This window comes from Streptomyces sp. cmx-18-6 (assembly GCF_046548915.1).
GTDB lineage: Bacteria > Actinomycetota > Actinomycetes > Streptomycetales > Streptomycetaceae > Streptomyces.
Genome location: NZ_JAEBEP010000006.1, coordinates 251,092 through 276,576, shown reverse-complemented (window position 1 = coordinate 276,576; position 25,485 = coordinate 251,092). Strand labels below are relative to the sequence as shown.

The 25,485-nt window shown below is 69.1% G+C and carries 23 protein-coding genes and 2 tRNA genes; 11 read left to right on the top strand and 14 right to left on the bottom strand.

The window, feature by feature from the left end:
- The first annotated feature begins 16 nt into the window (after positions 1 to 16).
- From ACLJPL_RS16705 to ACLJPL_RS16695, 3 genes are all read left to right on the top strand, one after another.
- Positions 17 to 601 carry a DUF3566 domain-containing protein gene (locus tag ACLJPL_RS16705; protein WP_411081626.1) on the top strand — a complete coding sequence of 195 codons (585 nt, stop codon included), beginning with the start codon at positions 17 to 19 and terminating at the stop codon, positions 599 to 601.
- Positions 602 to 672: 71 nt separating this feature from the next.
- Positions 673 to 749: transfer RNA gene (locus ACLJPL_RS16700), tRNA-Ile, on the top strand.
- Positions 750 to 975: 226 nt separating this feature from the next.
- Positions 976 to 2,475, top strand: a complete 1,500-nt coding sequence (locus tag ACLJPL_RS16695) for a PA14 domain-containing protein (RefSeq protein WP_411081625.1) — start codon at positions 976 to 978, stop codon at positions 2,473 to 2,475.
- 109 nt (positions 2,476 to 2,584) lie between these two features.
- On the opposite strand, the gene ACLJPL_RS16690 is transcribed toward ACLJPL_RS16695, so the two are convergent.
- Positions 2,585 to 2,962 carry a DUF6344 domain-containing protein gene (locus tag ACLJPL_RS16690; protein WP_411081624.1) on the bottom strand — a complete coding sequence of 126 codons (378 nt, stop codon included), beginning with the start codon at positions 2,960 to 2,962 and terminating at the stop codon, positions 2,585 to 2,587.
- A 292-nt stretch (positions 2,963 to 3,254) separates the two neighbouring features.
- Between ACLJPL_RS16690 and ACLJPL_RS16685 the strand changes: the two genes are divergently transcribed.
- The 3 genes from ACLJPL_RS16685 (at position 3,255) to ACLJPL_RS16675 (ending at position 7,203) form a co-directional block, all read left to right on the top strand.
- Positions 3,255 to 3,389: a DLW-39 family protein gene (locus ACLJPL_RS16685; RefSeq protein ID WP_219818897.1), complete on the top strand. Its 135-nt coding sequence runs from the start codon at positions 3,255 to 3,257 to the stop codon at positions 3,387 to 3,389.
- A 440-nt stretch (positions 3,390 to 3,829) separates the two neighbouring features.
- On the top strand, positions 3,830 to 5,827 hold the full coding sequence (locus tag ACLJPL_RS16680; protein ID WP_411081623.1) for a vWA domain-containing protein: 1,998 nt from the start codon (positions 3,830 to 3,832) through the stop codon (positions 5,825 to 5,827).
- Positions 5,824 to 7,203: a hypothetical protein gene (locus ACLJPL_RS16675; protein ID WP_411081622.1), complete on the top strand. Its 1,380-nt coding sequence runs from the start codon at positions 5,824 to 5,826 to the stop codon at positions 7,201 to 7,203. The genes ACLJPL_RS16680 and ACLJPL_RS16675 overlap by 4 nt, the downstream gene beginning before the upstream one ends.
- A 137-nt stretch (positions 7,204 to 7,340) precedes the next feature.
- Here ACLJPL_RS16675 and ACLJPL_RS16670 read toward each other — a convergent pair whose 3' ends face one another.
- Both ACLJPL_RS16670 and ACLJPL_RS16665 read right to left on the bottom strand, forming a co-directional pair.
- The gene (locus ACLJPL_RS16670) at positions 7,341 to 8,774 is read right to left on the bottom strand and encodes a serine/threonine protein kinase (RefSeq protein WP_411081621.1); all 1,434 of its coding nucleotides are present in this window, start codon (positions 8,772 to 8,774) and stop codon (positions 7,341 to 7,343) included.
- 136 nt (positions 8,775 to 8,910) lie between these two features.
- Positions 8,911 to 9,459, bottom strand: a complete 549-nt coding sequence (locus tag ACLJPL_RS16665) for a helix-turn-helix domain-containing protein (RefSeq protein ID WP_411081620.1) — start codon at positions 9,457 to 9,459, stop codon at positions 8,911 to 8,913.
- Positions 9,460 to 9,639: 180 nt separating this feature from the next.
- On the opposite strand from ACLJPL_RS16665, the gene ACLJPL_RS16660 reads away from it, so the two are divergent.
- Positions 9,640 to 9,712 (top strand) — tRNA-Ala (locus tag ACLJPL_RS16660).
- 204 nt (positions 9,713 to 9,916) lie between these two features.
- Here the strand turns inward: ACLJPL_RS16660 and ACLJPL_RS16655 are convergent.
- The 3 genes from ACLJPL_RS16655 to ACLJPL_RS16645 all read right to left on the bottom strand — a co-directional run bounded on the left by ACLJPL_RS16655 (position 9,917) and on the right by ACLJPL_RS16645 (position 14,668).
- Complete coding sequence (locus ACLJPL_RS16655) at positions 9,917 to 10,078, bottom strand: hypothetical protein (protein ID WP_411081619.1); 162 nt, start codon at positions 10,076 to 10,078, stop codon at positions 9,917 to 9,919.
- Between the two features lie 1,847 nt (positions 10,079 to 11,925).
- Positions 11,926 to 13,680 (bottom strand): AAA family ATPase, encoded by a 1,755-nt coding sequence (locus ACLJPL_RS16650; RefSeq protein ID WP_411081618.1) that lies wholly within the window; start codon positions 13,678 to 13,680, stop codon positions 11,926 to 11,928.
- A 49-nt stretch (positions 13,681 to 13,729) separates the two neighbouring features.
- Positions 13,730 to 14,668, bottom strand: a complete 939-nt coding sequence (locus ACLJPL_RS16645; protein ID WP_411081617.1) for a DNA-methyltransferase — start codon at positions 14,666 to 14,668, stop codon at positions 13,730 to 13,732.
- Between the two features lie 150 nt (positions 14,669 to 14,818).
- Between ACLJPL_RS16645 and ACLJPL_RS16640 the strand changes: the two genes are divergently transcribed.
- Complete coding sequence (locus ACLJPL_RS16640; RefSeq protein ID WP_411081616.1) at positions 14,819 to 15,073, top strand: hypothetical protein; 255 nt, start codon at positions 14,819 to 14,821, stop codon at positions 15,071 to 15,073.
- A 100-nt stretch (positions 15,074 to 15,173) separates the two neighbouring features.
- Positions 15,174 to 16,460, top strand: a complete 1,287-nt coding sequence (gene clpX / locus ACLJPL_RS16635) for an ATP-dependent Clp protease ATP-binding subunit ClpX (RefSeq protein WP_411081615.1) — start codon at positions 15,174 to 15,176, stop codon at positions 16,458 to 16,460.
- 120 nt (positions 16,461 to 16,580) lie between these two features.
- Here the strand turns inward: clpX and ACLJPL_RS16630 are convergent, their stop codons facing one another.
- The 6 genes from ACLJPL_RS16630 to ACLJPL_RS16605 all read right to left on the bottom strand — a co-directional run bounded on the left by ACLJPL_RS16630 (position 16,581) and on the right by ACLJPL_RS16605 (position 20,737).
- Positions 16,581 to 16,859, bottom strand: coding sequence for a hypothetical protein (locus ACLJPL_RS16630; RefSeq protein WP_411081614.1), 279 nt, complete (start codon positions 16,857 to 16,859; stop codon positions 16,581 to 16,583).
- Positions 16,860 to 17,142: 283 nt separating this feature from the next.
- Entirely contained in the window at positions 17,143 to 17,358 is a 216-nt protein-coding gene (locus ACLJPL_RS16625) for a hypothetical protein (protein WP_411081613.1), read from the bottom strand.
- Entirely contained in the window at positions 17,343 to 17,831 is a 489-nt protein-coding gene (locus ACLJPL_RS16620) for a sigma factor-like helix-turn-helix DNA-binding protein (RefSeq protein ID WP_411081612.1), read from the bottom strand. Before ACLJPL_RS16620 ends, ACLJPL_RS16625 begins: the two co-directional genes overlap by 16 nt.
- A gap of 266 nt (positions 17,832 to 18,097) precedes the next feature.
- Entirely contained in the window at positions 18,098 to 18,472 is a 375-nt protein-coding gene (locus ACLJPL_RS16615; RefSeq protein WP_411081611.1) for an ABC transporter permease, read from the bottom strand.
- 297 nt (positions 18,473 to 18,769) lie between these two features.
- A complete protein-coding gene (locus tag ACLJPL_RS16610; RefSeq protein WP_411081610.1) occupies positions 18,770 to 19,135 on the bottom strand; it encodes an ATP-binding cassette domain-containing protein in 366 nt (121 codons plus the stop codon).
- Between the two features lie 363 nt (positions 19,136 to 19,498).
- On the bottom strand, positions 19,499 to 20,737 hold the full coding sequence (locus ACLJPL_RS16605; protein WP_411081609.1) for an aminotransferase class V-fold PLP-dependent enzyme: 1,239 nt from the start codon (positions 20,735 to 20,737) through the stop codon (positions 19,499 to 19,501).
- Between ACLJPL_RS16605 and ACLJPL_RS16600 the strand changes: the two genes are divergently transcribed.
- Both ACLJPL_RS16600 and ACLJPL_RS16595 read left to right on the top strand, forming a co-directional pair.
- Entirely contained in the window at positions 20,736 to 22,148 is a 1,413-nt protein-coding gene (locus ACLJPL_RS16600) for a PLP-dependent aminotransferase family protein (RefSeq protein WP_411081608.1), read from the top strand. The two genes, ACLJPL_RS16605 and ACLJPL_RS16600, sit on opposite strands and share 2 nt — an antisense overlap.
- Positions 22,149 to 22,520: 372 nt before the next feature.
- Positions 22,521 to 24,065, top strand: coding sequence for a UvrD-helicase domain-containing protein (locus tag ACLJPL_RS16595; protein WP_411081607.1), 1,545 nt, complete (start codon positions 22,521 to 22,523; stop codon positions 24,063 to 24,065).
- A gap of 132 nt (positions 24,066 to 24,197) precedes the next feature.
- Here ACLJPL_RS16595 and ACLJPL_RS16590 read toward each other — a convergent pair whose 3' ends face one another.
- On the bottom strand, positions 24,198 to 24,710 hold the full coding sequence (locus ACLJPL_RS16590; protein ID WP_411081606.1) for a DUF3515 family protein: 513 nt from the start codon (positions 24,708 to 24,710) through the stop codon (positions 24,198 to 24,200).
- 106 nt (positions 24,711 to 24,816) lie between these two features.
- A complete protein-coding gene (locus ACLJPL_RS16585; protein ID WP_411081605.1) occupies positions 24,817 to 25,272 on the bottom strand; it encodes a hypothetical protein in 456 nt (151 codons plus the stop codon).
- Positions 25,273 to 25,485 lie beyond the last annotated feature (213 nt).

The following is a 25,485-nucleotide window of genomic DNA, read 5'->3' as shown; positions in this document are numbered from 1 at the left end:
CTCCCAAGGGGGCACTGTGACCGACACACGAGGGCCTCAGCCCCAGTACGAGGGTTACGCGACCGGGCCGCTGCCCGGCGAGCGTGAGCCCGCACCGGGGCCTTCGGGGCCGTACCACCCGCCGCAGGCGTACCCGTCGCCGGCCGGCGACGGCACGCTGGGCGGCGCGCAGGGCGTGGGCGGCGCCCAGGCGACGCGCAAGCCGCGCACGGGGGCGCGGACCACTCCGCGTACCCGCAAGGCCCGTCTGCGGGTGGCCAAGGCCGACCCGTGGTCGGTGATGAAGGTCAGCTTCCTGCTGTCGATCGCCCTGGGCATCTGCACGGTGGTGGCGGCGGCGATCCTGTGGATGGTGATGGACGCGATGGGCGTCTTCTCCACCGTGGGCGGCACGATCAGCGAGGCCACCGGCTCGAACGAGAGCAACGGTTTCGACCTCCAGTCGTTCCTGTCGCTGCCGCGCGTGCTCATCTTCACCTCGGTCATCGCCGTGATCGACGTGGTGCTGGCCACCGCGCTGGCGACGCTGGGCGCCTTCATCTACAACCTGTCGGCGGGCTTCGTGGGCGGCGTCGAGCTCACGCTGGCCGAGGACGAGTAGCGCGCCGAGTATCGATTTTGGGACTGGCCCCGACGTGCGCTAATCTTCAGAAGTCAGCGCGACAGCGCGGCGGGGCTATAGCTCAGTTGGTTAGAGCGCATCCCTGATAAGGATGAGGCCACAGGTTCAAATCCTGTTAGCCCCACCAGAAAGAAGACCACCGCGTCACGTGACGCGGTGGTCTTCTTCGTTTGCCGCCCAGGTCGCCCAGGTCGCCCAGGTCGCCCAGGTCGCCCAGGTCGACTCGTGCCACGGGCTCGGCCCGTGCCGTCCGGCCGGATCCGCGCATCGATCTTGCTCACTGGGCCGTGCAACCTTCCTCCCGCCCCGCGAGTCTTCACGCTGTACCTCTTGGCACAGCGTGAAAGGTCCCCGTGCACCCGAAGAGTCTCGTCGCCGCCCGGACCGGTGGGGTCATGTCCGCCGTCGTCCTCGGCAGCCTGTTGGTCGCGGTCCCGCAGGCGGAAGCGGCCGGTGTTCCGAAGGCGGCAGCCGCCGGCTCCGCCTGTTCGGCCAACGTCTACAAGCGGACGTTCTACAAGAACACCGCCTTCTCCGGTAAGCCGGTGAAGACCGATTGCGACAGCGCCGTCGACCAGAAGTGGTCCGGGGCTCCGGTCGCCGGTGTGCCGAAGGACAAGTTCGGTGTCCGCTGGTCGGTGACCCGGGACTTCGGTTCCGGCGGGCCCTTCACCTTCGCGGTCTCCGCCACGGACGGCGTCCGCGTCTACCTGGACGGCGTCCGCAAGATCGACCTGTGGAAGAACACCGGTGACACCGCACGCTCCAAGAGCGTCAACCTCACCATCCCCTCCGGCAAGCACACCCTCCGCGTCGACTACGTGAACTGGTCCGGCGCCGCGAAGGTCGCGTACGCGTACAAGCCCCGGACGGCGGCCAAGTACGACAAGGTCAAGCCGCTCGCCCCCACCGGCGTGAAGACCGCCTACAACGTCAAGTCCCGCAAGACGACCGTCTCCTGGTCCGCCAACAAGGAGATGGACCTGGGGAACTACAGCCTCTACCGGCGGCCCGTGAACTCCAATGCCTGGACGAAGGTCGCCACGACCACCGCCCGCACCCACACGGACCCCCTGGTGAACCCGGACGACCGGACGCCGTACTACTACGAGGTCCGCGCCAAGGACAAGGCCGGCAACGTGTCGACGGGCAGCGCGGACACCATCGTCCGCCCCCTGCCGGTCGTCGCCTCCCTGACCGGCTCGTACGACCCCAAGACCGGCAAGGTCAGTCTGAAGTGGCCGCTGAACACCGAGCCGCACTTCGACCACTACACCGTGCTGAGCAACGACGAGCCGAACAAGGTCGGTACGTGGGTCCCGCTCGGCACCACCAGGGGCAACACCTGGACCACCGCGCCCGTCGTCCCCGATGGCGAGTGGCGGCACTACCGCGTCCTCGTGACCAACGACAACGGCACCACCACCTACAGCTGGCACGGCCTCTCCGCCGGCTCCGCTGACGAGGTCTGGCTCGAAGTCCCTGACCGCGTCGCCCCCGTCTACACCCCCGACGTGACGCTGAGGTCGTGCGCGGGCGGCGTCGGGGTGACCGTCGACGGCATCCTCACCTCCTTCCGTGACTTCACCGGTGCCGCGATCGAACGCCGTGAGCGGGGCACGGGCGCCTGGTCGGTCATCGCGCGCAAGGAGTTCCCGCCGCGCGGCGACTCCACGGTCAGCGTCTGCGACCCGCTGCCCGCGGACGGGCGCGCCTACGAGTACCGGGCCCGTACCTACGACAAGGCCGGGAACCACTCCCCGTACAGCACAGTGGTCGCCACCACCTACCCGATGCCGGTTCCGACGCCGGAGCCGGACCTGGGCGAGCGGACGGCGTCCTCGGGGCGCTGAGGGGCGTACGGGCGGGCTGACCGCCGCCGCTTCCCGGGCGCGGCACACGGAAAAGCCCCCGGCCGGTGTGAACCGGCCGGGGGCTGTGTGCTGTGCGGTGGCGCCGGGATCAGGGCGGGAGCAGGGGCGAGTCGCCTGTCGGGGCCCCGTGGTGGGAGTGGGCCGGGCCCGTGGCGGTGGCGGCGTCCAGCGGGTCGAGCGACAGGTGGCGGGTGGCCGGGGAGGAGCCGTGGGCCTCCGCGCGGATGCGCTGCTTCATCGTGGGCGGCAGCGAGCGGTCACGCGGAAGGGTCCATCGGACCGAGGGAGCGGGTGCGGTTGCCGTGGCGGCGGCCGTGTGCTCCTGGGTCGCGGTGCTCGGCTGCGTGGCGGTGTTCGCGCCGTTCGCGGCGGTGGCCGTGGCGGTGGCGAGGCCCAGCGACGCCAGCAGGGCGAAGAAGGCGGTGACGAAGGCGGTCCAGATGCTCTTGGGCTTGAAGGTGCTCATGGCCCCTCGCTTTCGGGTGGTCCGGTTGCTGACTTCTCCGATCATGTGGATCCGGTCCGCGTTTTCGGGGAGCGACGCCCGCGCTGCGCCGATCTTCAGATGAACACCACTCGTATGGTGCAACCGGGCCTGACAGGCCGTCCGGAGGCCGCCAGGAGGGTCGGCGCGCGTCTTCTCCGGGTGTCTGAAGCGGGCCGCTTTCGGGTTCCAGGCAGGTCACCGATCGGTATCGACCGGTGTGTATAGTCGGCTGCAGAAGGCCCTCTACGCCAAGGAAAGACGAGGTAGCGCGGTGAAAAAGCTTCTCCTGGTCGCACTGGCCGCCATCGGCGGGCTCCTCGTGTACCGCCAGATCCAGGCGGATCGCGCCGAGCAGGATCTGTGGACGGAGGCGACCGACTCCGTGCCCGCAGGTCCGGGTGTGTGAGACGGCACAGTCTGTTACGGGCCCCGGTCGCTGAGCGGCCGGGGCTTCGTGCTGTCCGGGTTGTCTTCCCCCGGGCTGTCTTCCCCCCGGGGGACCTTCCCGGGGGGCCTGAGGTCTCCGGGCCTGCCAATCTCGTGCGTGGGGTCTGCGGGTCTGCCGCCCTCGTGCGTGAGGTCTGCGGGTCTGCGGGTCTGCCGCTGCTGGTGCCTGGGGGGCCTCCGGGCCTGAGCCCTCGGGGCCTGAGCCCGGGTGTCTCGTCCCCTCTGGGTGTCTCGCCCCCCGGGGGGTGCCTGCGGCCCTTTGCTGTTGCATGACCGTGACGCCCCCAACCTTGAGTTCACCTGAGCAAATCAGTAGCTTGCTGAAGCAAAGAACCTGGGGATCCGAGCCCTCGTGAGCTGAGGATTTCGGGGCTTCACAGCCAAGGGGGGCAACGGGTGATGGCACGTAACCACCGCCGCACCGCTACAGCGGGGGCATGGATCGGCGGGGTGATCGTCGCCCTGGTGGCGGGCGCGCTGCCCGCGGCGGCGGCCTCGCCACTCGCCCCGGGGAACGAGTCGGCGGGCCGGGCCGGCAGTCTGGTCATGGTCCTCGACTCCTCCGGCTCGATGGCCGACGACGACGGCGCGGGCCGCACCCGGATGGAGAGCGCCCGCACCGCGGTCGGCGCCGTGGTCGACGCGCTGCCGGACGGCTACCCCACCGGCCTGCGGGTCTACGGAGCCGACCGCACGACCGGCTGCACCGACACCCGCCTCGTACGCCCCGTCGAGGCGCTCGACCGGGATGCCGTGAAGCAGGCCGTGGACCGGGTCCGGCCCAAGGGGGACACCCCCATCGGCCTCTCCCTCCAGAAGGCCGCCGACGACCTGCCCGAGCCGTCCGGGGGCGCGGTCGGCACCCGGACGATCCTGCTGATCTCGGACGGCGAGGACAACTGCGGTACGCCGCAGCCCTGCCAGGTCGCCGAACAGCTCACGAAGGCCGGCGTCGGGCTGCGTATCGACACGGTCGGATTCCAGGTGAAGGGAGCGGCACGCGAGCAGTTGGAGTGCGTCGCGGCGGCGGGCAACGGCCGCTACTACGACGCCCCGGACGCCGCGGCCCTGGCCCGACAGCTCCAGCGGGCCGCCCAACTGTCCGCGGACGGCTACCGGTTCAGGGGGAAGCCGGTGACCGGCGGGATGAGCCGGGACCAGGCGCCCGACTTGCGTCCCGGGCAGTACCTGGACACGATCGGCCCCGGCGAGGAGCGCTACTACGCGGCCGACCTCGACGACGTGTCGACCGTGAACTTCGCCGCTACGGCCGTCCCCCAACCCGGCGCGGCCATCGACGAGTTCGACGCCCTGCGCACCAAGATCGTCACCGCCGACGGCCTCAGCTGCGAGATGAGCGCCGAACGCTTCCACCAGAAGGAGGGAGCCGCGCCGCTGACCTCGGCGGTCGCCCGCGTCCGCTCCGACAGGGGCGAGCGCCCCTGCGACAGGGCGGGCCGCTACTGGCTGGTGGTGGAGCGCGAGAGCAAGAAGGGTTCGGACGCCTCGCGTTGGCCGCTGGAGATGGTGTACGGGGCCGAGGCGCCGCTCGCCGAGGGCGTCACGCCCGCGCAGTCGTCGCCGGAGTACGGCGCGGGCGGCAAGGAGGCGCGGCTGCCCACCGGGAGCCCGCGGGACGTCCGGGGCGGCACCGGGTTCAACGACGCGACCCCGATCGGCGGCGGCGTGTGGAAGGACACGGTGCTGCCCTCGCAGACCCTCTGGTACAAGGTTCCGGCGGGCTGGGGCCAACAGGTTCGCTACGACGTGGAGTTCGCCAACGAGCCGACGTTGGAGCGGGGGGCGAGCACGTACTCCTACGGCGCTACGCAGCTGTTCACCCCCGCGCGGTTCCCGATCAGCGGCGGGGGCGTCGAGTTCACCCCGAGGACCATGTACAACGGGCGTCCCGCGGTGATCCGGATGGGCTCGGTGCCCGTCGCGTGGACCAACCGGTACGAGATCCGCCCGACCGTGCGCCCGGTCCATGCGGACGGCGACTTCTACCTGGCGGTGACGCTGGGCGCACGGGCCGCCGAGATCGCCGAGAACCCGCGGATCGGCGTGGTCCTGCGCGTGGCCGTCCTCGGCGACGAGCTGGCCGGGCCGCAGCACGGGGCTCCGGTCCTGGGCGAGCGGGGCGACGGGGGCGCGGACGGCCGTGAGAGCGGCGACGCGGACGGTCGTGCGGGCGGGCCTGCGGGTGGCGAGGCCAAGAATGCGGATGATCGGGACAATCTGCCGGTGGCCGGAGACAGCAGTGGTGCGGGCGGGGCAGGATGGACGGGCATTGCGGCCGCTGCCGGAGCGGGCGCCCTGGTGATCGTGGCCGGGGGGCTCCTCTTCGTACGCAGTCGTCGCAGGGCGGCCACGGGGACGATGAGGGGAAGCGCGTGAAGAGGCAGCGCAACAGGGGCCGGGCCATGCTGACGGCACTCGCCGCGATGGGCGCTGTGGCGGTGCTGCCGGGGCAGGCGCACGCGTCGGGCCCGCCGGCGTACGCCTTCGATCCGGGCGCGAAGAACGTGCAGGGCGCGGCGGCCAACGCCGAGGCGTCCGTCCTGAGCGAGGGGACGGTCTACCGGAGCACGATCAAGCCGAACGAGAAGCTCTACTACCGGGTGAAGCTCGACGACGTGGCCGACGCCTACGTCTCGGCGGTCGCGGTGCCGGGGAGCGACGGTTCGGTGGAGTACGGCGACGGGATCGCCATCAGCATCCGGGACCTGAACGACTCCCGGTGCAGCTCGAACCAGACGAACTTCGGCCCGGCCGAGAGCCCCCGGCCGATCGCCGCGTACGCCCACCGGACCATCACCGAACGCGCCGGCGCCGCCTGCCAGGAGGCGGGGACGTACGACGTCCTGGTCGAGCGCGAGAGCAAGGCCACCTCCAGCCCCGAGACATGGAACCTGGAGCTGCGCTTCGTGCAGGAGCCGCAGCTGAAGGGCGGCGGGTCCACGGAGACCACCGCGCCCGAGGACTGGCCCTCCAGCACGCCCGCACCGCCGGTGGCCGAGCCGAAGAAGCGTACGGGCGGCAGCAGTTACTACGACGCCACCAGCCTGGAGACCGGCGAGTGGATCGACGAGATCTCCCCGGGGCAGACCCGCTTCTACCGGGTGCCGGTGGACTGGGGGCAGCAGATCTACGCCTCCACCGTGCTCAGCAACAGCACGGGCGGCGCGACCGACTTCGTCGGGACCGCGCTGACCCTGGCGCTCGACAATCCCGCCCAGGGGCACATCGCCGACGCGACCCTCTCGTACGCCGGCAAGTCCGCGAGCACGTCGCTGCGGCCACTGCCGCCGGTGGAGTACCGCAACCGGTTCGACGCCGCCTCCCACGTCAGCGCCATGCGCTTCGCCGGCTGGTACTACCTGTCGGTGACGCTCAGCCCGAAGGTCGCCGAGAGCTACGGGGACGGCCCGATCGCGCTGACGACGACGATTCAGGTGAAGAACGGTGCGGGCGTCTCGCCGTACGAGGGCGACCCCGGGGTCTTCGCGGTGACCGGCGAGGACAAGGAGCTGGCCAAGAGCGGGGAAAGCGCGCCGAAGGCCGCGAAGAGCGCGACGATGCAGCTGGTCGCCGCGGGGGCGATCGGGGCGGGCGCCACGCTGGTGCTGGGCCTCGGCGCCTGGACGCTGCTGGCCCGCCGCCGCGCGGCGGCGTTCCCGGCCGGGTCGGATCCCGGGTCGGGGCCGGGGCCGGTCCCGGGGTATCAGCAGCAGCCGCCGTTCGGGGGGCCGCCGCGGCAGGGCGGCTGGTAGGGGGCTCGGGTCCGATCCGGCCCCCGGCGCTGGGGCGGTTCCGCTCCCCGGCGCTGCCTGCGGTTCCTGCGCTCCTGCGCTCCGGCGTTCTTGCGCTCCGGCGTTTTTGCGCTCCGGCGTTCCTGCCGGGGCGGGCGTCACATCTGGGTCAGCGCCCAGATACCGACCGCGAAACAGATCAGCGCGACCACCAGCACCGGGATCGCCACCTTCGGGGGCGGTCCCGGCCGCTTTGCGCGTACGGGGGTGGGCGCGGGGCCGGGGGCCGGTGCCGGGGGGTGGGGCTGGCCTTGGGGCTGGGGCTGGGGCTGGGGTTGCTGTGGATGCTGTGGCTGTGGTTGCTGCTGGTGCGGGGTCTGGAGCGGCGGTGCCAGGTGGAAGCTGCCGGTCTCCGACATGGAGGTGGGGGCCTGCGGTGCGTACGCCTGCTGTCCGGACGGCTCCTGCGTCGACGGAGGCTGCTGCGCCGACAGCGGCTGCTGCGTCGACGGAGGCTGCTGGACGGAAGGCTGCTGGTGGACAGAGGGCTGTTGGTGGACCGAGGGCTGCTGCTGGAGGGAAGGCTGCTGCGCGCTCGCCCCCGAGTCCGTGGAATCGGACGCGGGCGGTCCGGGCTGTACCGGCCGGCTGGGCGCGTGAAGACCCTGGGTGGGGCCTGCGGTGCCCTTGGGGCGTGCGATGCCCCCGGTGTTTTCGGGCCCATCGGGGCCGAACCCCGCCGGAAGTGGCCCGATCTGATCGAACACCTCCACCGGCTCGTCGTCCGCGCCGGGCTCGGGCAGCATCTCGGCCGCCGCGTTCAGGGCCTTGCGCGCACCCGTCGCCGTACGGAAGCGGACCTGGGGGTCGGGCTGCAGCAGACCGGCGAGAACCTGCCACAGCGGCTCCGGGATGCCGTCGGGGGCGCTCGGGGTGCCGTGGACCGCGAAGTGCTCGATCAGTTTCTGGGAGTCGGGCTTCTTGCCCTGGAGGAGGTAGAGGGCGACCAGGCCGACCGCGAAGAGGTCCGCGGGGAAGTCCGGCTCGGCGCCCATCATCTGCTCGGGGGCGAAGTAACCCGGCGTGCCGATCGCGTAGTTGGTCTCGGTCAGCCGGGGCTCGCCCTTGCGCATCGAGATGCCGAAGTCGGAGAGGCGCAGATGCGGGCGGCCCGTTCCGGTCGCCTCCATGAGGATGTTGGCCGGCTTGATGTCGCGGTGCACCACGTTCTCGGCGTGCACGGTGGAGAGGCCGGCGAGCAGCTGGTCGAGCAGGAGGCAGACGAAGCGCGGCGGCAACGGACCGTAATCGCCTATGACATGGGCGAGCGAGCCGCCGCTCACCAGGTCCATCGTGAAGAGGACCTTGTCGTCGTCGGCGGCCCAGCTGGCCGGGGCCAGCACATGCGGGTGCTCGATGCGCAGCGCCTGTTCACGGACGAAGCGCAGCAGCGAGTGCGCGTCGCTCTGCTGCAGCACCTTGGCCGCCACGTACCTGCGACGCCGGTGGTCCCAGGCGCGCCAGACGGCGCCGGCCCCACCGCGTCCGATCGGATCGATCAGTTCGTACCGACCGGCGAAGACCTCACCCATTGCGCTGTGCCCGCTCCCAGTTCCCGTTGGTGCCGTGGTTCCTGCCGGTACCAAGGGCCTCGACTGTGCGCGAGGCCCTGGCTCCGATCGTCGCTCCTCCGTCGCCGAAGAGCCCCGGCGCTCGTCTCCGGAGAGACTAGTTCTGGTGTCCTTCGTAGTGGGCGACCGCGTCCGCGGTGCGCCCCGCTCCGTACACCTTGAGGAACTCTGCCAGCTCCGGGTGGGTCGGGGCGAGGGTGTCCGCGGCATCGATGATGTCGCCGGCCGCGGCGACGGACCTGAGGAGGGACTGGATCTCGCGCACCACGCGGCGGACGGTGGGAGCGCCGCCGGAGGAGGGGGTATGGCCGGTGCCGGTCAGGACGGACCCGCCCTGCGACTTCTTGATCTCCTCCATCCGGTCGGCGGCCTCGCCCGCGCTGACACTGCCGTCCGCAACCTGGCTCGACAGCTCCTGGAGCGCCTGGACGCGCTGGACGACCGCCGGGTTTCCGATCTTGGCCCGCTGGCCGCTCATCAGCTGGGAGAGCATAGGAGCGGACAGTCCGAGAACGGCGGCGAGCCGTGCCTGGTTCAGGCCGAGATCATCGATCAGCCGACGAAAGAGCGCCCCCAACGGCTCTCCGTACCAACTGCGTTGAAGCTCTCTGGCTCTGGCTGTCGCCTCTTGCTGCGCTGTGTCCATTGCGTCTCCCCTTCGCTGCGGCTTCGCGGCTGCGAACCTCGTCCAGCATCTTACGGAGAGTGGTCGCCCACGGGGAGTCCTATCCTTTTGCAAGATTCCGGGGGTCACCCGGTACTCTGGTCTGCGATGGCGGTCGAGGAACGGTCGTGTTCGGCGCTATCCTTGCTTGCTGTGGTTTCCGGGGCCTTAGCTCAGTTGGTAGAGCGCTGCCTTTGCAAGGCAGATGTCAGGAGTTCGAATCTCCTAGGCTCCACATGATCAAGCCCCCCTGACCTGCGGAAACGCAGTCAGGGGGCTCCTTTGTCCAGACTTCCCGTGCTGAGATGTCAGCACGGTGGTGCGAGGCTTCTGGTCCGGCCGATCATGTGACTACTCCGTGGACTCCACCACTGTTCGCATGCATCAGCAGGCGGCCGGTGCCCGCACCGATCCCCGTCTGCGCCCGCCTCAAAGCGGCTCAGCGGCGGCCCTCGGCCGGCCGTTGGTGCCCACACGGCACCAGCCTGCCGTCCTTGTCGAAGGTCTCGGCGTCAGCACCCGAGTTCGCCCACACCGTGATGCTCTGATCGGGCACGACCGCGTCAAGCGGCGACTGCTCCGGCTCCGCCTCGGGCACCACCGTGAACTCTTCGCCCGGACAAGTCCTAGTCGGCCGACTGAGGGGCGGGCACGGGGGTATCCCGGGGGTGGCTGCTTCTGCGAGCGCCCAAAGCCGGCTCTCTATAGTGGCGCTGTGACAGAGTCTTCTACCGCCCGAGGTTCTAGAGCAGGTTCCGTTCACGTTGCACTTCGCGCAGGGCAGCAGATTCACAAGCTCGGCGAAACGCCGGCGATCGTCCCCTCTGGGCGCGTCGTGCTTGTGCTTCCGCCTGGTGTGACCTCGGTACGCCTCGACGGTACGGAGCAGTCGGTCGTCACGGATAGCAGCAGTCCTGGCCTCTTGCCCGTGGACTTGACTCGATCGACCGGGTTTCATCGTCTCGTTGTGCATGGCCGCACCTTCTGGTTCGGAACGGAGGACGCGAAGCTCTCGCTGAGTGGTATCGAGGAGATGCTCAACCACCTTCGCGGTGTGCATGCCGGGACTGCTTGGAGTGGCCAGATTCTCTTCTCTTCGGGGGAGGTACTGAGAGACCCTCATGTTGTCTTCGGATGGCTCGATAATCACGCTGACGCGGTGATTGCTATGGCCCGTGCCGTCCTCACCCGTCCAATCTGGGGGACACAGTCCACTAACCGCACGAGCCGCTTTGGGGGGCCAGGTGTTGATACTGGGGCCACGCATCGCCTTCTACGGTCCGATCCGCAACGCTTGCTTCAACGTGCGGAAAACGGTCTGTTGATTATTGGCAAGCACCGTTACACGCCGTCGCGTGTCGTGGTGCGGGACCAGCGAGCCAGCATTCGAACTACGTCGAACTTCCGACTGGCGGCACTTCTGGCGACGGTTTCGCTCCTGGCATCCGAGGTTCAGGACTCCTCGAATGAAGCTGTCGTCCAAAGCCGCTGCCTTGATTGGCGTGCACAGATCGCAGCAGTCCAGAGGAAGCCCCTCTTTCGTGAGCTGCGGCGAGGCGGTATTCCACCTGACGCCCTTCATGCTCCCCGAGCTGGAGAGGAGCTGGTGAATCGGAATTACCGTGCCGTATTTGAACACGCGAGTTCACTGCGCAAGAGCTTTGGTTGGCAGGCAACGCGTACTCCGTTGAGTCGTTTCGCGTACGTGGATTACTCAGATCAGATCTACCAAACATTCGTCGCTGTAGTTGTTGCCGGTGCACTGGGCTGTACACCAGTTGACTCCGTCCTCGGTCGCGCACCTGGTGCCGCATTCACGAACGAATTGTTTGATGTCTACGTCGACCGCACACCGCCACTCGACGTCCTGCGGTCCTGGAGGTGGAGCAGCTCTACTCCCGATCAACTGCGGCCGGATTTGCTCATCCACCACCGGCCTGACGGGCGGGTGCTCCTGCTGGATGCGAAGTACCGGGCTACGGGGAATCGCGCTACTGAGAACTCCCGAAAGGAGCTACTCTCCTATATGGCGGCGTACGGACTTTCCACCGCCGTAATTGCCTATCCCCCGCACTCCTCCAAACACGTGAAAGTCATCACGGTGGAGGGCTCCGGCCAGCGGCTCATCGAGCTGCCCATCGCGCCTCGCCCCTCTCTGGAGGAGTCTCTTGCTGTCGAGGTCCCTCTCCTATTGGGACACCTTGCGCGGGGTCGGTATTAAAGCGCCTTACAGAAGACTTCAGTGCGGGGTATTTTCCCTGCAGGCGCGGGATGTTGGCGGCTGAACCGTTGTGGGTTCCCAGAACTGCGGATACGACCGGCCTCCAGCGGTTGCTGGAGGCCGGTCGTGAGGGAGCTGGCGGCAACCAATGAACCCGGTGATGGCCAGGCGTAGCTGTGGGCCGTGGAGTCTGCTGATCTGACAGCTACCGGTGCCGGTGCCGGCGATCAGAGAAGCGGCAGCAACTCCTCGGGCGGCCCGTCCTTCATCCGGTCCAGAAGTCGATTGACATGCTCAACACCAGGTAGCCCGTCGATTGCCTTGAGAAGTTCGGTTGCTCGCTCATGTGGACCGCGAAGTTGGGGTACGAGCTTGTCAGCCACTGCATCGAGGAGCGCGCGGAGCTCTGTGTCAGGGGAGCGTTCGGCGAACGCAACAGCGAGGGCGAGATCACGCAGGAGCCCCATGGTGAACCATGACCTGCCCTCGGGAGATTCAAGGATGGCCGAAGTAACGCTGACGAGAGCCGAAGAAACCTCAGGAGAAAGGGACGCAGGGCCCTTCACCGTCTCCAGGGCGTCCGCTCGTACTTGATCGAACATACTGGCCAGGCCAGCATCCGCACGCTGCCGAATCCTATGCCGCTCTATGGTGATCTGCTCAATCGCCAAGTCAGCAATCACACCACCGCCTTTGGCCTCGTACTCCTCCGCGAGCAGGTTCGGCATCGTGATGATGCTGGCCCGTCGCTTGGCCGGCGCGCTGATGCGCGTACGAGTTTCCGGCTCGTCCAGGTAGGAGTTGCAGGTGGCGAGGATGAAGGCATCGACGGGCAGACTACGCTGCTCCCCGCCGGGCAGCCGGACCTGCCGGCTCGCTTCCTGCGTCGCAATGAGCACAGTGGCCAGGTAACTCTCAATGGTCGCCAGGTTGAACTCTTCGAGGATGACCACATGGGCGTCCAGTGGACGCTCGGTGTCCAGAATTTCTCGGGCGAAGTCACGGAGCTGCGGCTGGCCATCCAGCTGTTGATATCCGATGAATTCGGCCTCATCGAAGTCAGCCGTGACCGGTACCACTAGCGGTGGGGGCAGCTGAAGGTAGTTGCTCATTGCCTCGCCGAGACGACTGGCGAAGGCGGTCTTTCCTGTTCCTGGTTGTCCCACGAGAACGACCATGTCACCGCGTAGCCACGCCGTGAGTACGCGGCGGACCATACCGCGGAGCAGCCGGAACTTGGACTTTTCGATACGCTTCTCTATTTCCGAGACGATCGTATCGAACCCGCTCGGGAGCATCGCGGCCTGTTGAGCCCCACCGAGTTCCGTTGCGATCTCGGCGTCTTCAACGGGCTGGTCATCGAACGCGAACGATTCATAATCACTAGGGACGCCATCGAGCAGGGCCGTCCCTACAAGATCAAGAATGTTGGGCTTGAACGTTTCGTGGAACCAACCCAGGAGCTCATGGATGTTCGCAACCTGCTCCCGTCGTCCGAACCACAGGGCTAGGTCGACGATGTTTACAGGCTCACATTTCAGGCTCTTCAGGTCGGTACCTGGAGTGGCGGTGAGACCCCACTCATCTTGATCTCGACCAGCCGCCTTGTCCTTTTTCCTCTGAAAAAAGACCTTGCCCTTTCCGTACCAGCCTGTTCGCATGCGCTGCAGCGTGCTGCCCGGGTAGTCCTTGTTCACCCAGGGCTCAGCTTTTTTCTTGCCCGGGCTGAACCACACAGCGCGGAAAGGCTTGGCTGGATCCGGTGGGGCGGGCAGACGGAAGAAAGTGTCCAGCAGGCCCTTCTCGTCAGGCCCTCCCCACGGGATGCCCTTCTGCAAGGACGCGGCGGCAGCGTTGGTGTCTGACGCTTCGAGGGCGGCGGACTTCAACATCGCCGACAGGGTGACGACCACCAGGGGGTGCCCGCCACTCTGGAGATTTTCAGCAGCGCGCAGGATCAGGGGCAAGGGGGCGTATGGCACGCGCTATACCCTACCCGGGCCCCAGCTGAACGCCAGATTCCTGCATGGCTCACTGCTGAATGGGAAGCTCTTCCTGAGATAGGTTTTGGGCTACTAGGTCGCAAAAGTCAGAGTTGAGCTCGATGCCGACCGACGAGCGCCCGGTCTCCAGGGAGACAGACATGGTCGTCCCGCCTCCGAGGAACGGGTCCAGGGTCGTACCCCCTTCGGGGCAGCCGGCCGTGATGCACCGCTCAACGAGCTTCCGGGGGTATGGGGCGTAGTGCTTCCCTCTGCTCGCCGCGTTGCGGTCGGGTTCGATCATCCAGATGTCTTCCTCGTTCATCCCCTCTTCGTTCACCATCGCATCACGGTTGAAGAAGTACTTGGGGCCTTTGGAGAACAGGAAGAGATGCTCGTACTTCCGGTGGGGGCGATCACGGGCGGTCGGCTCAGGAAGGCTCGACTTACGTGACCAGATGATGGCACTGCGGAGTGTCCAGCCATCGCCCTGAAGGGCCAGGGCGACACGCCAGGGAATGCCGATCAGGGACTTCCGTGGCAGTCCCAGGCCGGGCCCGTCAACCGCCCGCAAACCCGGAAGGCGGCGGCTGCGATGCTTGGAATCGTGGCCATGTGGGCGCCCCTTGGCCGAGTAGTAGGTGTCACCAAGGTTCAACCAGGCAGTCCCCTCCTTGGCCAAGACATTTCGGATCCCGTCGAAGGTCTCTCGGAGGTTGGTGACGAAGCCATCGATGGTCGGCTCCATCCCGAACTGCCCCTCCACTCCGTAGTCACGCTGCCAGAAGTAAGGGGGAGAGGTGACAACGCAGTCCACCGACTGCGCTGGGAGATCTTGGAGGACCTTCCGGGAGTCCCCCTCGTAAATGCGCCAGGTGGCGCCCCCCTTGCCCAGCCCGGCGTTGCGAGGGGCGGGAACGCTGTCAGCCGCCCACGGGTCGACCTCGGGCTCCGAAGCCTTAGAACGTGTAGCCACGTCGTCACTCACCTGGTTTGGTCCACAAGATTTCATCCCGGTACGGGCTGCCCACACATCAACGTAAGAGTACTCCGACGGTGGTGGCAACCCGCATTCACCCCTATGAGAGTGCGTACCCTCAGAAGGCGCTCGAGCTTGACGGCCCTACTGTTGCACCTTGTGGATGCGAAGTACCTTGCCGGGGCCGCCGAGATCAGTGAAGTGCTTGGCGCCGACAGCAATACGATCAACCAGTGGAAGCGTCGCTACCCAGACTTTCCGACTCAGGTGGTGGTGCTCTCGGGGCGTCCCCTGTGGGACATTCGGGAGGTCATCACCTGGGCTCGACGCACCGGAAGGGGGGTCACCAACCCCGACTACGAAGCCCCGATCAGGGAGCCGGGCAACGATATGGACGACGGTTGCCAAGGCTAGTTGACCGAGACGGTCCGCAGCGCAACCTCTCGCGGTAGCGTCAAATGCAGGCACCCGGTTCTCTCGATCTCACTGGGCCCAGGCGAAGGGGAAGCACCTCGTGGCACGCATCGGTGATGGCGGCGACCTGCTCAAGTGCTCGTTCTGTGGCAAGAGCCAGAAGCAGGTGAAGAAGCTCATCGCGGGGCCCGGTGTGTACATCTGCGACGAGTGCATCGATCTCTGCAACGAGATCATCGAGGAGGAGCTCGCGGAGACGAGCGAGGTGCGGTGGGAGGAGCTTCCCAAGCCTCGTGAGATCTATGAGTTCCTCGAGGGGTATGTCGTGGGGCAGGAGCCCGCGAAGAAGGCCCTTTCGGTCGCGGTGTACAACCATTACAAGCGGGTTCAGGCCGGGGAGAACGGCGGTGGGGCGAATCGTGAGGACGCGATCGAGCTCGCGAAGTCGAACATCCTGCTGCTGGGTCCCACGGGTTCGGGCAAGACGCTGTTGGCGCAGACGCTGGCCCGGATGCTCAACGTGCCGTTCGCCATCGCGGACGCCACCGCGCTGACGGAGGCGGGGTATGTCGGCGAGGATGTCGAGAACATCCTGCTGAAGCTGATCCAGGCGGCCGACTACGACGTCAAGAAGGCCGAGACCGGGATCATCTACATCGACGAGATCGACAAGGTGGCGCGTAAGAGCGAGAACCCGTCGATCACCCGTGATGTCTCCGGCGAGGGCGTCCAGCAGGCGTTGCTGAAGATCCTGGAGGGCACCACGGCTTCCGTCCCGCCGCAGGGCGGACGCAAGCACCCGCACCAGGAGTTCATCCAGATCGACACGACAAATGTGCTGTTCATCGTGGGCGGTGCGTTCTCCGGTCTGGAGAAGATCATCGAGTCCCGTGCCGGTGCGAAGGGCATCGGCTTCGGCGCCACGATCCGCTCCAAGCTGGAGATCCAGGCCAGTGACCAGTTCCAGGAGGTCATGCCGGAGGACCTGGTGAAGTTCGGGATGATCCCCGAGTTCATCGGCCGCCTCCCCGTGCTGACCTCGGTCCACAACCTGGACCGCGAGGCGCTGCTCCAGATCCTCATCGAGCCGCGCAACGCCCTGGTGAAGCAGTATCAGCGGCTGTTCGAACTCGACGGTGTGGAGCTGGACTTCGAGCGTGAGGCGCTGGAGGCCATCGCGGACCAGGCGATCCTGCGCCAGACCGGCGCACGCGGGTTGCGGGCCATCATGGAGGAAGTCCTCCAGTCGGTGATGTACGAGGTCCCGTCCCGCAAGGACGTCGCCCGCGTCGTCATCACCCCGGACGTCGTCCGCAACCACGTCAACCCGACCCTGGTCCCGCGGATCGTCCCGAAGGACCAGGGACAGCAGGAGAAGTCGGCTTGACGACTGCCCGGCCTGGGAGTGGGACCAACGCCCTCTGAACTGCGTGAACGCCGCTTCAGAGGGCGTTTTCGCGCCCATCAGCGGGTCGGGCCGGGTTGCGGGCGGTGCCGCAGGCCGGGCTCACGAAGGGTTCTCGGCCTTCTCGTTCGTCGCGGGGCCCACCCACGCCTGCCAGTGCGGGCTCCGCACCAGGTGGTCCAGGTGTGCCTGGTCGAGCGGTGGTGCTCCGGCGCCCGCCCGTCCGTGCTTGCTGGCCGCGCTGTTGGACGTCACCAGGACGATCCGGGTGCCATCGGTGCGCAGCAGGTCGGCCGTGGGGCGGGTGAATGAGCCCGACTTCTCCTCGTAACCGATCAGGACCGAGCCGCCCGGGAGATTGCGCGCCGTGCAGGCGGTCATGGTCAGCTCGGTGTTCTTGCGGCCGGCACAGGAGTAGAAGGCACGGAGTTCCGCCCGGGTCGCGGGCCGGACCTTCTTGTTCTGCGCCGCGTCCTTGGCCGCTTCGGACTTCTCGGGGGCTTACGGAGCCGGACTTGTCCCGCTCTTCGCCGTGCGCGGCACGCGCGGCTTCCTTGTCGAGTGCGTCGAACGCGGTGAGCTGGAACCGGCCCTGGAGGCTGACCGCTGTCTCTGCCGGGCCCTGACCGGTGTCGGTGAGCAGCCGTCCTCCGGCGCTGACCGTTTAGCCGTCCTTGTCTCCGTCCCACCAGGTGCGGCCGCTTGTCGTGGGCTGCCCGGGGAGCAGCTTGCTGAGCGTCGCGACGACCGTCTTACCCGTGACCGGGTCCTTTCCCTTCGGCCGTTCCCCGGCGACCGCCAAGGAGAAGTCCGGGATGGGCACCGCGACCTCGGCGGCCTCCCGGCCTGCGTCGTTGTCCGGCGTCAGCCCGGTGAACACGAACCCGCCCGCCAGGGTGCGGCGCACACGGCAAGGCCGCCGAGGAAGCGCCGCCGCCGCTTCGTCCGGCGTCCGGCGGCCGCGGGCGAGTCCTCCCCGTACCAGAGCCGTTGCCGGGACCGGCAGCTCTGCCGCGTACGCATCGAGGAGTTGTGCCATCCGGGGGGCGAACTCATGCCGAGTTCCGCCGCGGTCTGCGCGACGCTCCGGTCCTCCCAGTTGCGCAGCACCACCACGGCCCGGTCCTGCGGTGAGAGCGTTGCCAGCGCCTGGGCCGGCGCGATCCGCGGGGCCGGGTCCCGGGCGGCCGCCGGCTGCTCCGGCGGTTCGCCCATGGGTCTCTCGTACGACCGATGGAGCCGGACGTACGAGAAGTAGGCGCGCATCAGTACGGTGCGCACGTAGGCGTTCGGACTGTCCGCCCTGCTGACCTTCCGCCATGACACGAACACCTTGCCCAGAGTGGTCTGCACCAGGTCCTCCGCGAGGTGCCAGTCGCCGCAGAGCAGCAGAGCGGCAGAGCGGTCCGGAACAGGCGCGGACTCACGGACCGTGGAAAGTCCTCGATCTCCGCCGACCGGTGTGCCGACCTGTCCATAAGGATGTCCCTTCCGGTAACGCGTTCGCGCTCACATCGACAAGGACGCCTTGGTCGACCGTTTTGTTACGGATGTAACGAAAAAGCTCGACGGACCGCCCCCCGCGTGGTGGCTCGCCGAGCTCTCGTCGTGAGTTCGCGCTACCGGCGGAGCGCTTCCGCGGGCTCGATCCGCGAAGCGCGCCAGGCGGGATAGAGGCCCGCCGCGAGCCCGGTGACCAGGCCGATGCCCGCGCCCGGTTCGGTGGCGGTGAGCATCTTGGCGCCGCCCGGGGCCGGTTCGCCCCAGATTTCCTGAGCGGTCGAGCGGGGCATGACGATCGAGAGCAGCAGATCGGCCTTGCGTTCCACATCGTCGATGATGGCGACCACGGTGAACGGCTGCCCGCCGATGAACAGCGCCGGGCGGGTCCGCAGTGTGCTGATGCCGAGGCGGTCGGCCATGCCCGAACCGATCATGACCACGGGCTGTGCGGTCCGTTCCGCGTACGCGTCGTACAACCGCCCCTGTGCCACATGCGGTACGGCTGCCGCGACGGCGCCCGGGGGGCGCCGCGACGATGTCGGCCCGCTCGCCCGCCGTTTCGTCGGCGACCGGCGAGGAGCGGATGACGGTGTCGGTGTCACGGGTGTCGACCGTCCAGTGGACCCCGGCGTGTTCGACGCCGCCGAGCCGCTCGACACGTGCGTCCGCGTCCTTCGGGACGGCGACGGGCACGAACTCGTTCTGCTCGATGCCTATGTCGTCGATGTTGACCTCGGTGGCCGTGAGCGCACTGAACCGTGCGTCGATCTGCGACGAGGGGGTGGCGGTCAGACCGAGGATCGCCACGAAGGTGCAGACTCCCAGGACCGTGCCCAGGCCGGTGAGTACGGACCTGGCGGGACGCGGGACGCGGGACACGGGACACTGGACACGCGGGCGCGGGCGATGGCCGCCCGCTGCCGTACGCCGCCGGACAGCCGGGTGGGCAGCGCGTCGAGCCGGTGTCCGAGGCCCACCTGCTCCAGTGCGTCCTGGGCGCGCCGGCGGCGCTCCGGCCGGGCGGTTCCGCTGTGGACGAGGGCCAGTTGGACGTTCTCCCGGGTGCTGCGGTGCGGCAGCAGATGGAAGGACTGGAACACGAACTCACATCCGGAACTAGGGGACGTCGGGATTTTTGCGAGCCGGGCAGTCATGGTTATCTGTTCGGTTCTGGAATGCGGGAGTGATGCCGATGTGGATGTGCATTTCCTTGTCCGCGCATCGGTTGGACCCCTCTGCCTGGCGGAATACAGGAAAAGGGGTCGTTGCTTTCCGATGTTTAGTTGCCGCAGGGTGCGTATCCGCCCAGCCTCTATCTGCCTGTCTTCCTGTATTTCCTTAAGGGTGCTTTCGTCCGCCACGGGTTCCGGTGTCGCGGTTTCCGTAGAGCACGAACACCGTCCATACGGTGATCATGGAGAAGTCACAGCAGAGCTTGACCTGCTGTGCCCCTGGCCCCTGCCCCCCGGACCCCTCCACCCCCCGGGCGGCCTCCAGGCGCTACAGCGCGGGCGTCGTCACCGGGGTCGTCGGACGAGTTCGGCGATCGCGTCGGCGACGTGGTCGACCTCCTCCTCGGTGTTGTAGTAGTGCGGCGACAGACGCAGGCACCAGTCGACGCCCTTGTCCCCGAAGTCGAACTGCGCGAACTCGCGGAAGCTGAGCGCCGAGTTGATGTTGTCGGCGTCCAGGGCCTCCTTGAACCGCTGCGGCTGCCAGTCGCCGTTGACGGCGAAGGTGACGAGGGCGGCCAGCTGCGGGCCCCGGTCGAGCACGCGTACTCCGGGGATGGCCGCGAGCCGGTTCCGCAGCTTCGCGGCGAGGGCCGGGGTGCGGTGGGCGATGGCTTCGAGGCCGACCTCGCGCGCGTAGCGGGTCGCGGCGGCGCTGCCGAGCACGGTGGCGTACGGGAACTCCCACTCCTCGAACCGGGCCGCCGTGTCGACGGGCCGGTACTCGCCGGGCGCGGTCCAGCGGGCGCCGTGCATGTCGATGAACAGGGGCTCGTACCCGGCGCGCAGGACGCGGTCGGAGACGTACAGGAATCCGCTGCCGCGCGGGCCGCGGAGGAACTTGCGGCAGGTGGCGGTGAGCAGGTCGCAGCCGATCTCCTCGACGTCCAGGGGGTATTGGCCCACGGACTGGCAGGCGTCCACCAGGTAGAGCAGGTCGAGTTCGCGGCAGTGCCAGCCGATGTCGGCGATCGGGGTCACCAGGCCGGAGTTGGTGGGGATGTGGGTGGCGGAGACCAGGCGGGGGCGGAGGGTCCGCATCAGCTCGGCCATCGCCGGTACGTCGACCCCGCCCTCGGGGGTGTTGGGCGCGTGCACGATCCGTACGCCGAACCGCTTGCGCAGGGAGAGGAAGGCGATCTGGTTGGAGATGAAGTCGTCGCGGGTGGTGAGGATGGTGTCGCCGGGCTCGAACGGGATCGAGGACAGGGCGTTGGCGTACGCGTGGGTGGCGCTGCCGGCGAAGGCGATGTTCTCCGGCGTGGTGTTGATCAGGGCGGCGAGCTCCGTGTAGAACGCCTGGACTCCGTCGGCCCGGGCGGCCGCGGCCTCGTAACCGCCCATCCGTGCTTCCAGGTTGAGGTGGCCGATCATCGCGGTGAGTACGGGGGTGGCGAGCAGCCCGCAGCCCGCGTTGTTGAAGTGGACGACCTGCCGGCAGCCGGGAGTCTCGGCTCGCAGAGCGGCCACGTCCAGCTGAAGTGCTTCCTGCTGCGGCTTGGTAGCGCTATTGTCAACTCTCATGAATGACAGTAGCACTTCTGGAGAGCTGGCGGCAGGGCTGCGGGAACTGCTCGTCCGGCTCGCGCCCGGCGACCGGCTGCCGAGCAGCCGGGAGTTGATCCAGCAGTACCGCGTGGGACCGGCGACCGTCGCGCGCGCCATCGCCCTGCTGGCGGCGGAGGGCTCCGTGGTGACGCGCCCGGGCAGCGGTACGTACGTGGCGAGGCGCGCCGGCACGGAGAAGGGGGCGGTCGACACCGCCTGGCAGACGGTCGCGCTCACCGACCGGGCGGTCGACACCCACCTGATCGCCGAACCGCGCCTACCGCCGCCGGCCGGCACGATCACGATGGACGGCGGCTACATCCACCGTTCCCTCCAGCCCACCCGCGGCCTGGGCGCGGCCCTGGCGCGGGCGGCGCGCCGCCCGGACGCCTGGGACCGCGCCACGGCGAACGGACTGCCCGCCCTGCGCGCCGTGTTCGCCCGGATCGCCGGGGGCGGCGTGACCCCCGACGACGTGCTGGTCACGGCGGGCGGGCAGAGCGCCCTGTCGATCGCGTTCCGGGCGATCGCCGGGCCCGGCAGCCCGGTCCTGGTGGAGTCGCCCAGCTACCCGGGCGCACTGGCGGCGGCCCGCGCGGCGGGGCTGCGGCCGGTGCCCGTACCGCTCGACACGGACGGGGTGCGGCCCGATCTGCTGGCCGAGGCCCTCGCGATGACCGGGGCGCGGCTGCTGTACTGCCAGCCGACGTTCCACAACCCGACCGGCACGGTCCTGGCACCGGAACGGCGGCGGCAGGTCCTGGACGTGGCGCGGGCCTCGGGCGCCTTCGTGATCGAGGACGACTTCGCCCGGCATCTGGGCCACGGCGGGCCCGTGCCCCGGCCGCTGGTGGCGGACGACGGCGACGGCACGGTCGTCCATGTGACCTCGCTGACCAAACCCGTCGCGCCGAGCCTGCGGATCGGGGCGCTGATCGCTCGCGGCCCGGTGATGGAGCGCATGCGGGCGGTCCGTATGGTCGACGACTTCTTCATCGCCCGCCCGCTCCAGGAAGCGGCGCTGGAACTGCTCAGCTCCCCGTCGTGGGACCGGCACGTCCGGGCGCTCGGCGCCGATCTGCGGCAGCGGTGCGCCTGGCTGACCGCCGCCCTCTCCCTGGAACTGCCGGCGGCGACCGTGACGAGTGCGCCCGCCGGCGGGCTGCACCTGTGGCTCCGGCTGCCGCCCGGTGTGGACGACACCGCGCTCACCGCCGCCGCCCGGCAGCGGGGCGTGGCGGTGAGCGCGGGCAGCCGCTACTTCGCCACGGAACCCCCGGCGGCCCACCTGCGCCTCGGCTTCGCCGCCACCGCCGGCCACGCCGAGCTGGAGGAGGGGGCACGGCGGTTGGGGGCGGCGCTGCGTGAAGTGGAGGCGGGGAGGTGAGGGTGGGTACGGCTGCCGGGCCTTCGGGCTTGCAGCGCCTCACGTTTCCGCGGGGTAGAGGGTGTCGCCGACACGGTGCGGGGTGACGTACGCCATGGCGCAGGTCCCGGTGGTGTCCGTCCACCGGGTGGGCCAGGGCCCTCCTGTCGGTCACCGTGGCCCAGGAGCGCGGACACGATCGTGCGCGCGGGGTCGACGCTCCGCCGGTTCGCGCCGCCTCCAAGACCGGCGGCCTCCGCCCGCGCCGACCGTACGCGGTTCTCGGCCACTTCGCCCGGCACGTCCGGTCGGGTGATCACCGGACACGCGCCGGGCCCCTGTGGCACCGTGGTGGGGCGCTGCGAAGGCGTAAACCACTCTCCGAGGAGTACGATGCCCGCCCCCGCCCCCACCGCTGAGCAGAGCGCCGCCGTCGACGCCTTCCGGGGCGGGGATCATCTGGTCCTTCAGGCGGGTGCCGGGACGGGGAAGACCACGACGCTGGCCATGCTCGCCGCGGCCACCCAGAAGCGCGGCCGCTACATCGCGTTCAACAAGTCCATCGCGCTCGACGCGGCCCAGAAGTTCCCCGGCACCGTGCAGTGCAGGACGGCGCACTCGCTCGCCTTCGGCGCGGTGGGGCGTCAGTACACCGCGCGGATGGACGCCCCTCGGCTGCCCGGCTGGAAGACCGGGGCCCTGCTGGGCATCGCCGGCAACATGCGGCTGCGCATCGGTGAGCGGAACGTCACCAACAAGGCGCTGTCCTACACGGTGCTGCGGACGGTCACCCGGTTCTGCCAGTCCGCGGACTCCACCATCCAGCGCCACCACGTCCCGCGCCTGCGCGGCATCGAGGAGGAGCAGCTGCACGCGCAGCTCGTCGACGTCGTGTTGCCGTACGCGGCCAAGGCATGGGCGGACCTGCAGAATCCGCTGGAAGGCGTCGTGCGCTTCGACCACGACCACTACCTGAAGATCTGGGCCCTGACCGAGCCCGTGATCAGGGCGGACTTCCTGCTGCTCGACGAGGCGCAGGACACCAACCCCGTCGTGGAGAAGGTCTTCAACGACCAGCGCCGCCATACGCAGTTGGTGATGGTGGGCGACTCCGCCCAGGCCATCTACGGCTGGCGCGGGGCACGGGACGTGATGAGCGACTTCGACGGTACGCAGCTGGCGCTGTCCCAGTCCTTCCGGTTCGGCGCGGCGCTCGCCGAGGAGGCCAACCGGTGGCTGCACATCGTCGATTCCCCGATCCGGCTGACCGGCACTCCGGCGATGGACACGCGTCTGGAGCCGGTCGAGGAGCCCGAGGCGATCCTGTGCCGGTCCAACGTCGGCGCGATGCTCGAAGTGATGCGGCTGCTGGAGGCCGGCCGCCGCGTGGCCCTCGTGGGCGGCGGCGAGTCCCTGCGGGCGCTGGCCCGGGCGGCGGCCGACCTCAAGGAGGGCAGGCGCTGCACGCACCCGGAGCTGATCCTGTTCGAGTCGTGGGGCGAGCTCCAGGAGTACGCGGAGTACGACCCCTCCGGCCGCGATCTGCTGCCTCTGGTGGACCTGGTCGACGAGCACGGCGTCGACGTCATCCTGAACGCCGTCGGCCGGCTCTCCCAGGAGCAGGGTGCGGACATCGTGGTGTCCACCGCGCACAAGGCCAAGGGCCGCGAGTGGGCCTCCGTCCGCATCGGGGACGACTTCACCGAGCCGGCGGACCGCGAGGAGACGGACGAGCACGGCAACCCGCTGCCCGGCGACATCGACGACGCCGAGGCCCGCCTCGCCTACGTCGCCGTCACCCGCGCCCGCCGCCGGCTCGACATCGGGGGCCTGGAGTGGATCAACCAGCACCCGGACGGCAACCCGGGCGGCACGCGCCCGAGGAGCGCGCCCGCGCCGTCCTCCCCGTGGGACGCGCTGGGCCGGCCCCCGGTCTGAGGCTCACGGGCTCACGGGCTCACGGGCTCACGCGCGGGCAGGGGGCCCGGCCTCAGCCAGAGGGCTCCGGACCTCGATCGGCGGGCGTCGGTCTCACAGGGCCGGTATCGGCCTCAAAGGGCGGGCGTCGCCTCACGGGGAGGGTGTCGGGGCCGGCACGTCGTCGGCGCCCACGCACTCCCTGTACGCCTTGATCGGCTCGACCAGCGTGGACAGTTCGATCAGTACGTCGTCCACGGCGACGACCTCGTCGGAGACGACGACCTCCACCGCCGGGTCACGACCGTAGGTGACGATCACCTTGCTGTCGTCCTTGGAGCGCTCCTCGCGGAAGACCCAGTTCACGCCCTCGACGTTCGCGCACGGGTCGGTGGTCGGGAGGGGCAGCTCGACACCGCAGCGCAGCACGATCGCGTTCTCGCCCCAGACCGCCACCCCGGGCCGGTCGGTGAACGTCAGCTCCTCGCCGCCGAGGCGGTCCGGGTAGCGGGCGGCGGCCTTCTCGCAGGCCGGGTCCGACGCGTTCGGTGCGGACGCGACGCCCTCGCCCGGGGAGTCCGCCCCGCACGACACCAGCACACCGGCGGTCAGAGCGCCGACCGCCACCGCGACGGCGGCTTTCCGCGCCCGGGAGACACGCACCACAGCAGAAACCTTTCGTGACGGAACACGGCCGTGCCCACAGTCCACCAGTCCATACGTCGTCGAAGCTGCCCGTACGTCGTCGAGACAGCCCGTACGCCCCGCCCGGCTACCGCAGCTGAGGCTGCCGCAACAGCTCGGCGGAACCGGGGGCGGCCACCAGACGCGGCTGGGCGAGCGCCGAGACGGCGAGGGCGGCGGGGAGTTGGAGGGTGAGCATCCCCATGGTCAGCATGACGAACCCGAAGTCCACCGCTTCGGCGAGCCCCCCGCCGTACGCGGCGTAGCCGATGGAGACGAGCAGGAGCACCAGCATGTACAGGGCGGTGTCGACGGCCGCGGTACGCCACCGCGGAAGGGCCGACAGCGCCATCCGGGCCACCGTCAGTACGACGATCGCGCAGAGGGAGAAGACCGGCGTCGGGAGGAGGACGAGGTCCGCCACGGACCGCACCGGCTCCCCGGACAGCAGAAGCATGAGGGAGCACACGACCGCCTGGACCGCCAGCGAGGCCATGGTGACGACGACGGCGTAGGCGATGGCGCGAGGCCACGGTGCGGTCATGGCTTTCCCCCCTGCTCGGTGGCCGACGCTCGCGTCGACCCTCGTCGATCAGTGTGCCACCCGGCCGTCGACGCCCTTCGGGGGAGGGTCGGCAGCCGCCGTCGTCCCCGCCGCGGGGGCGGGGCACGGGTGCCGGAGGACGCGCGCGGACAGCCGAAACGCCGGGGCGCCGCGGGACCGATGCCGTCCCGCGGCGCCCCGGCGCCTCTTCAC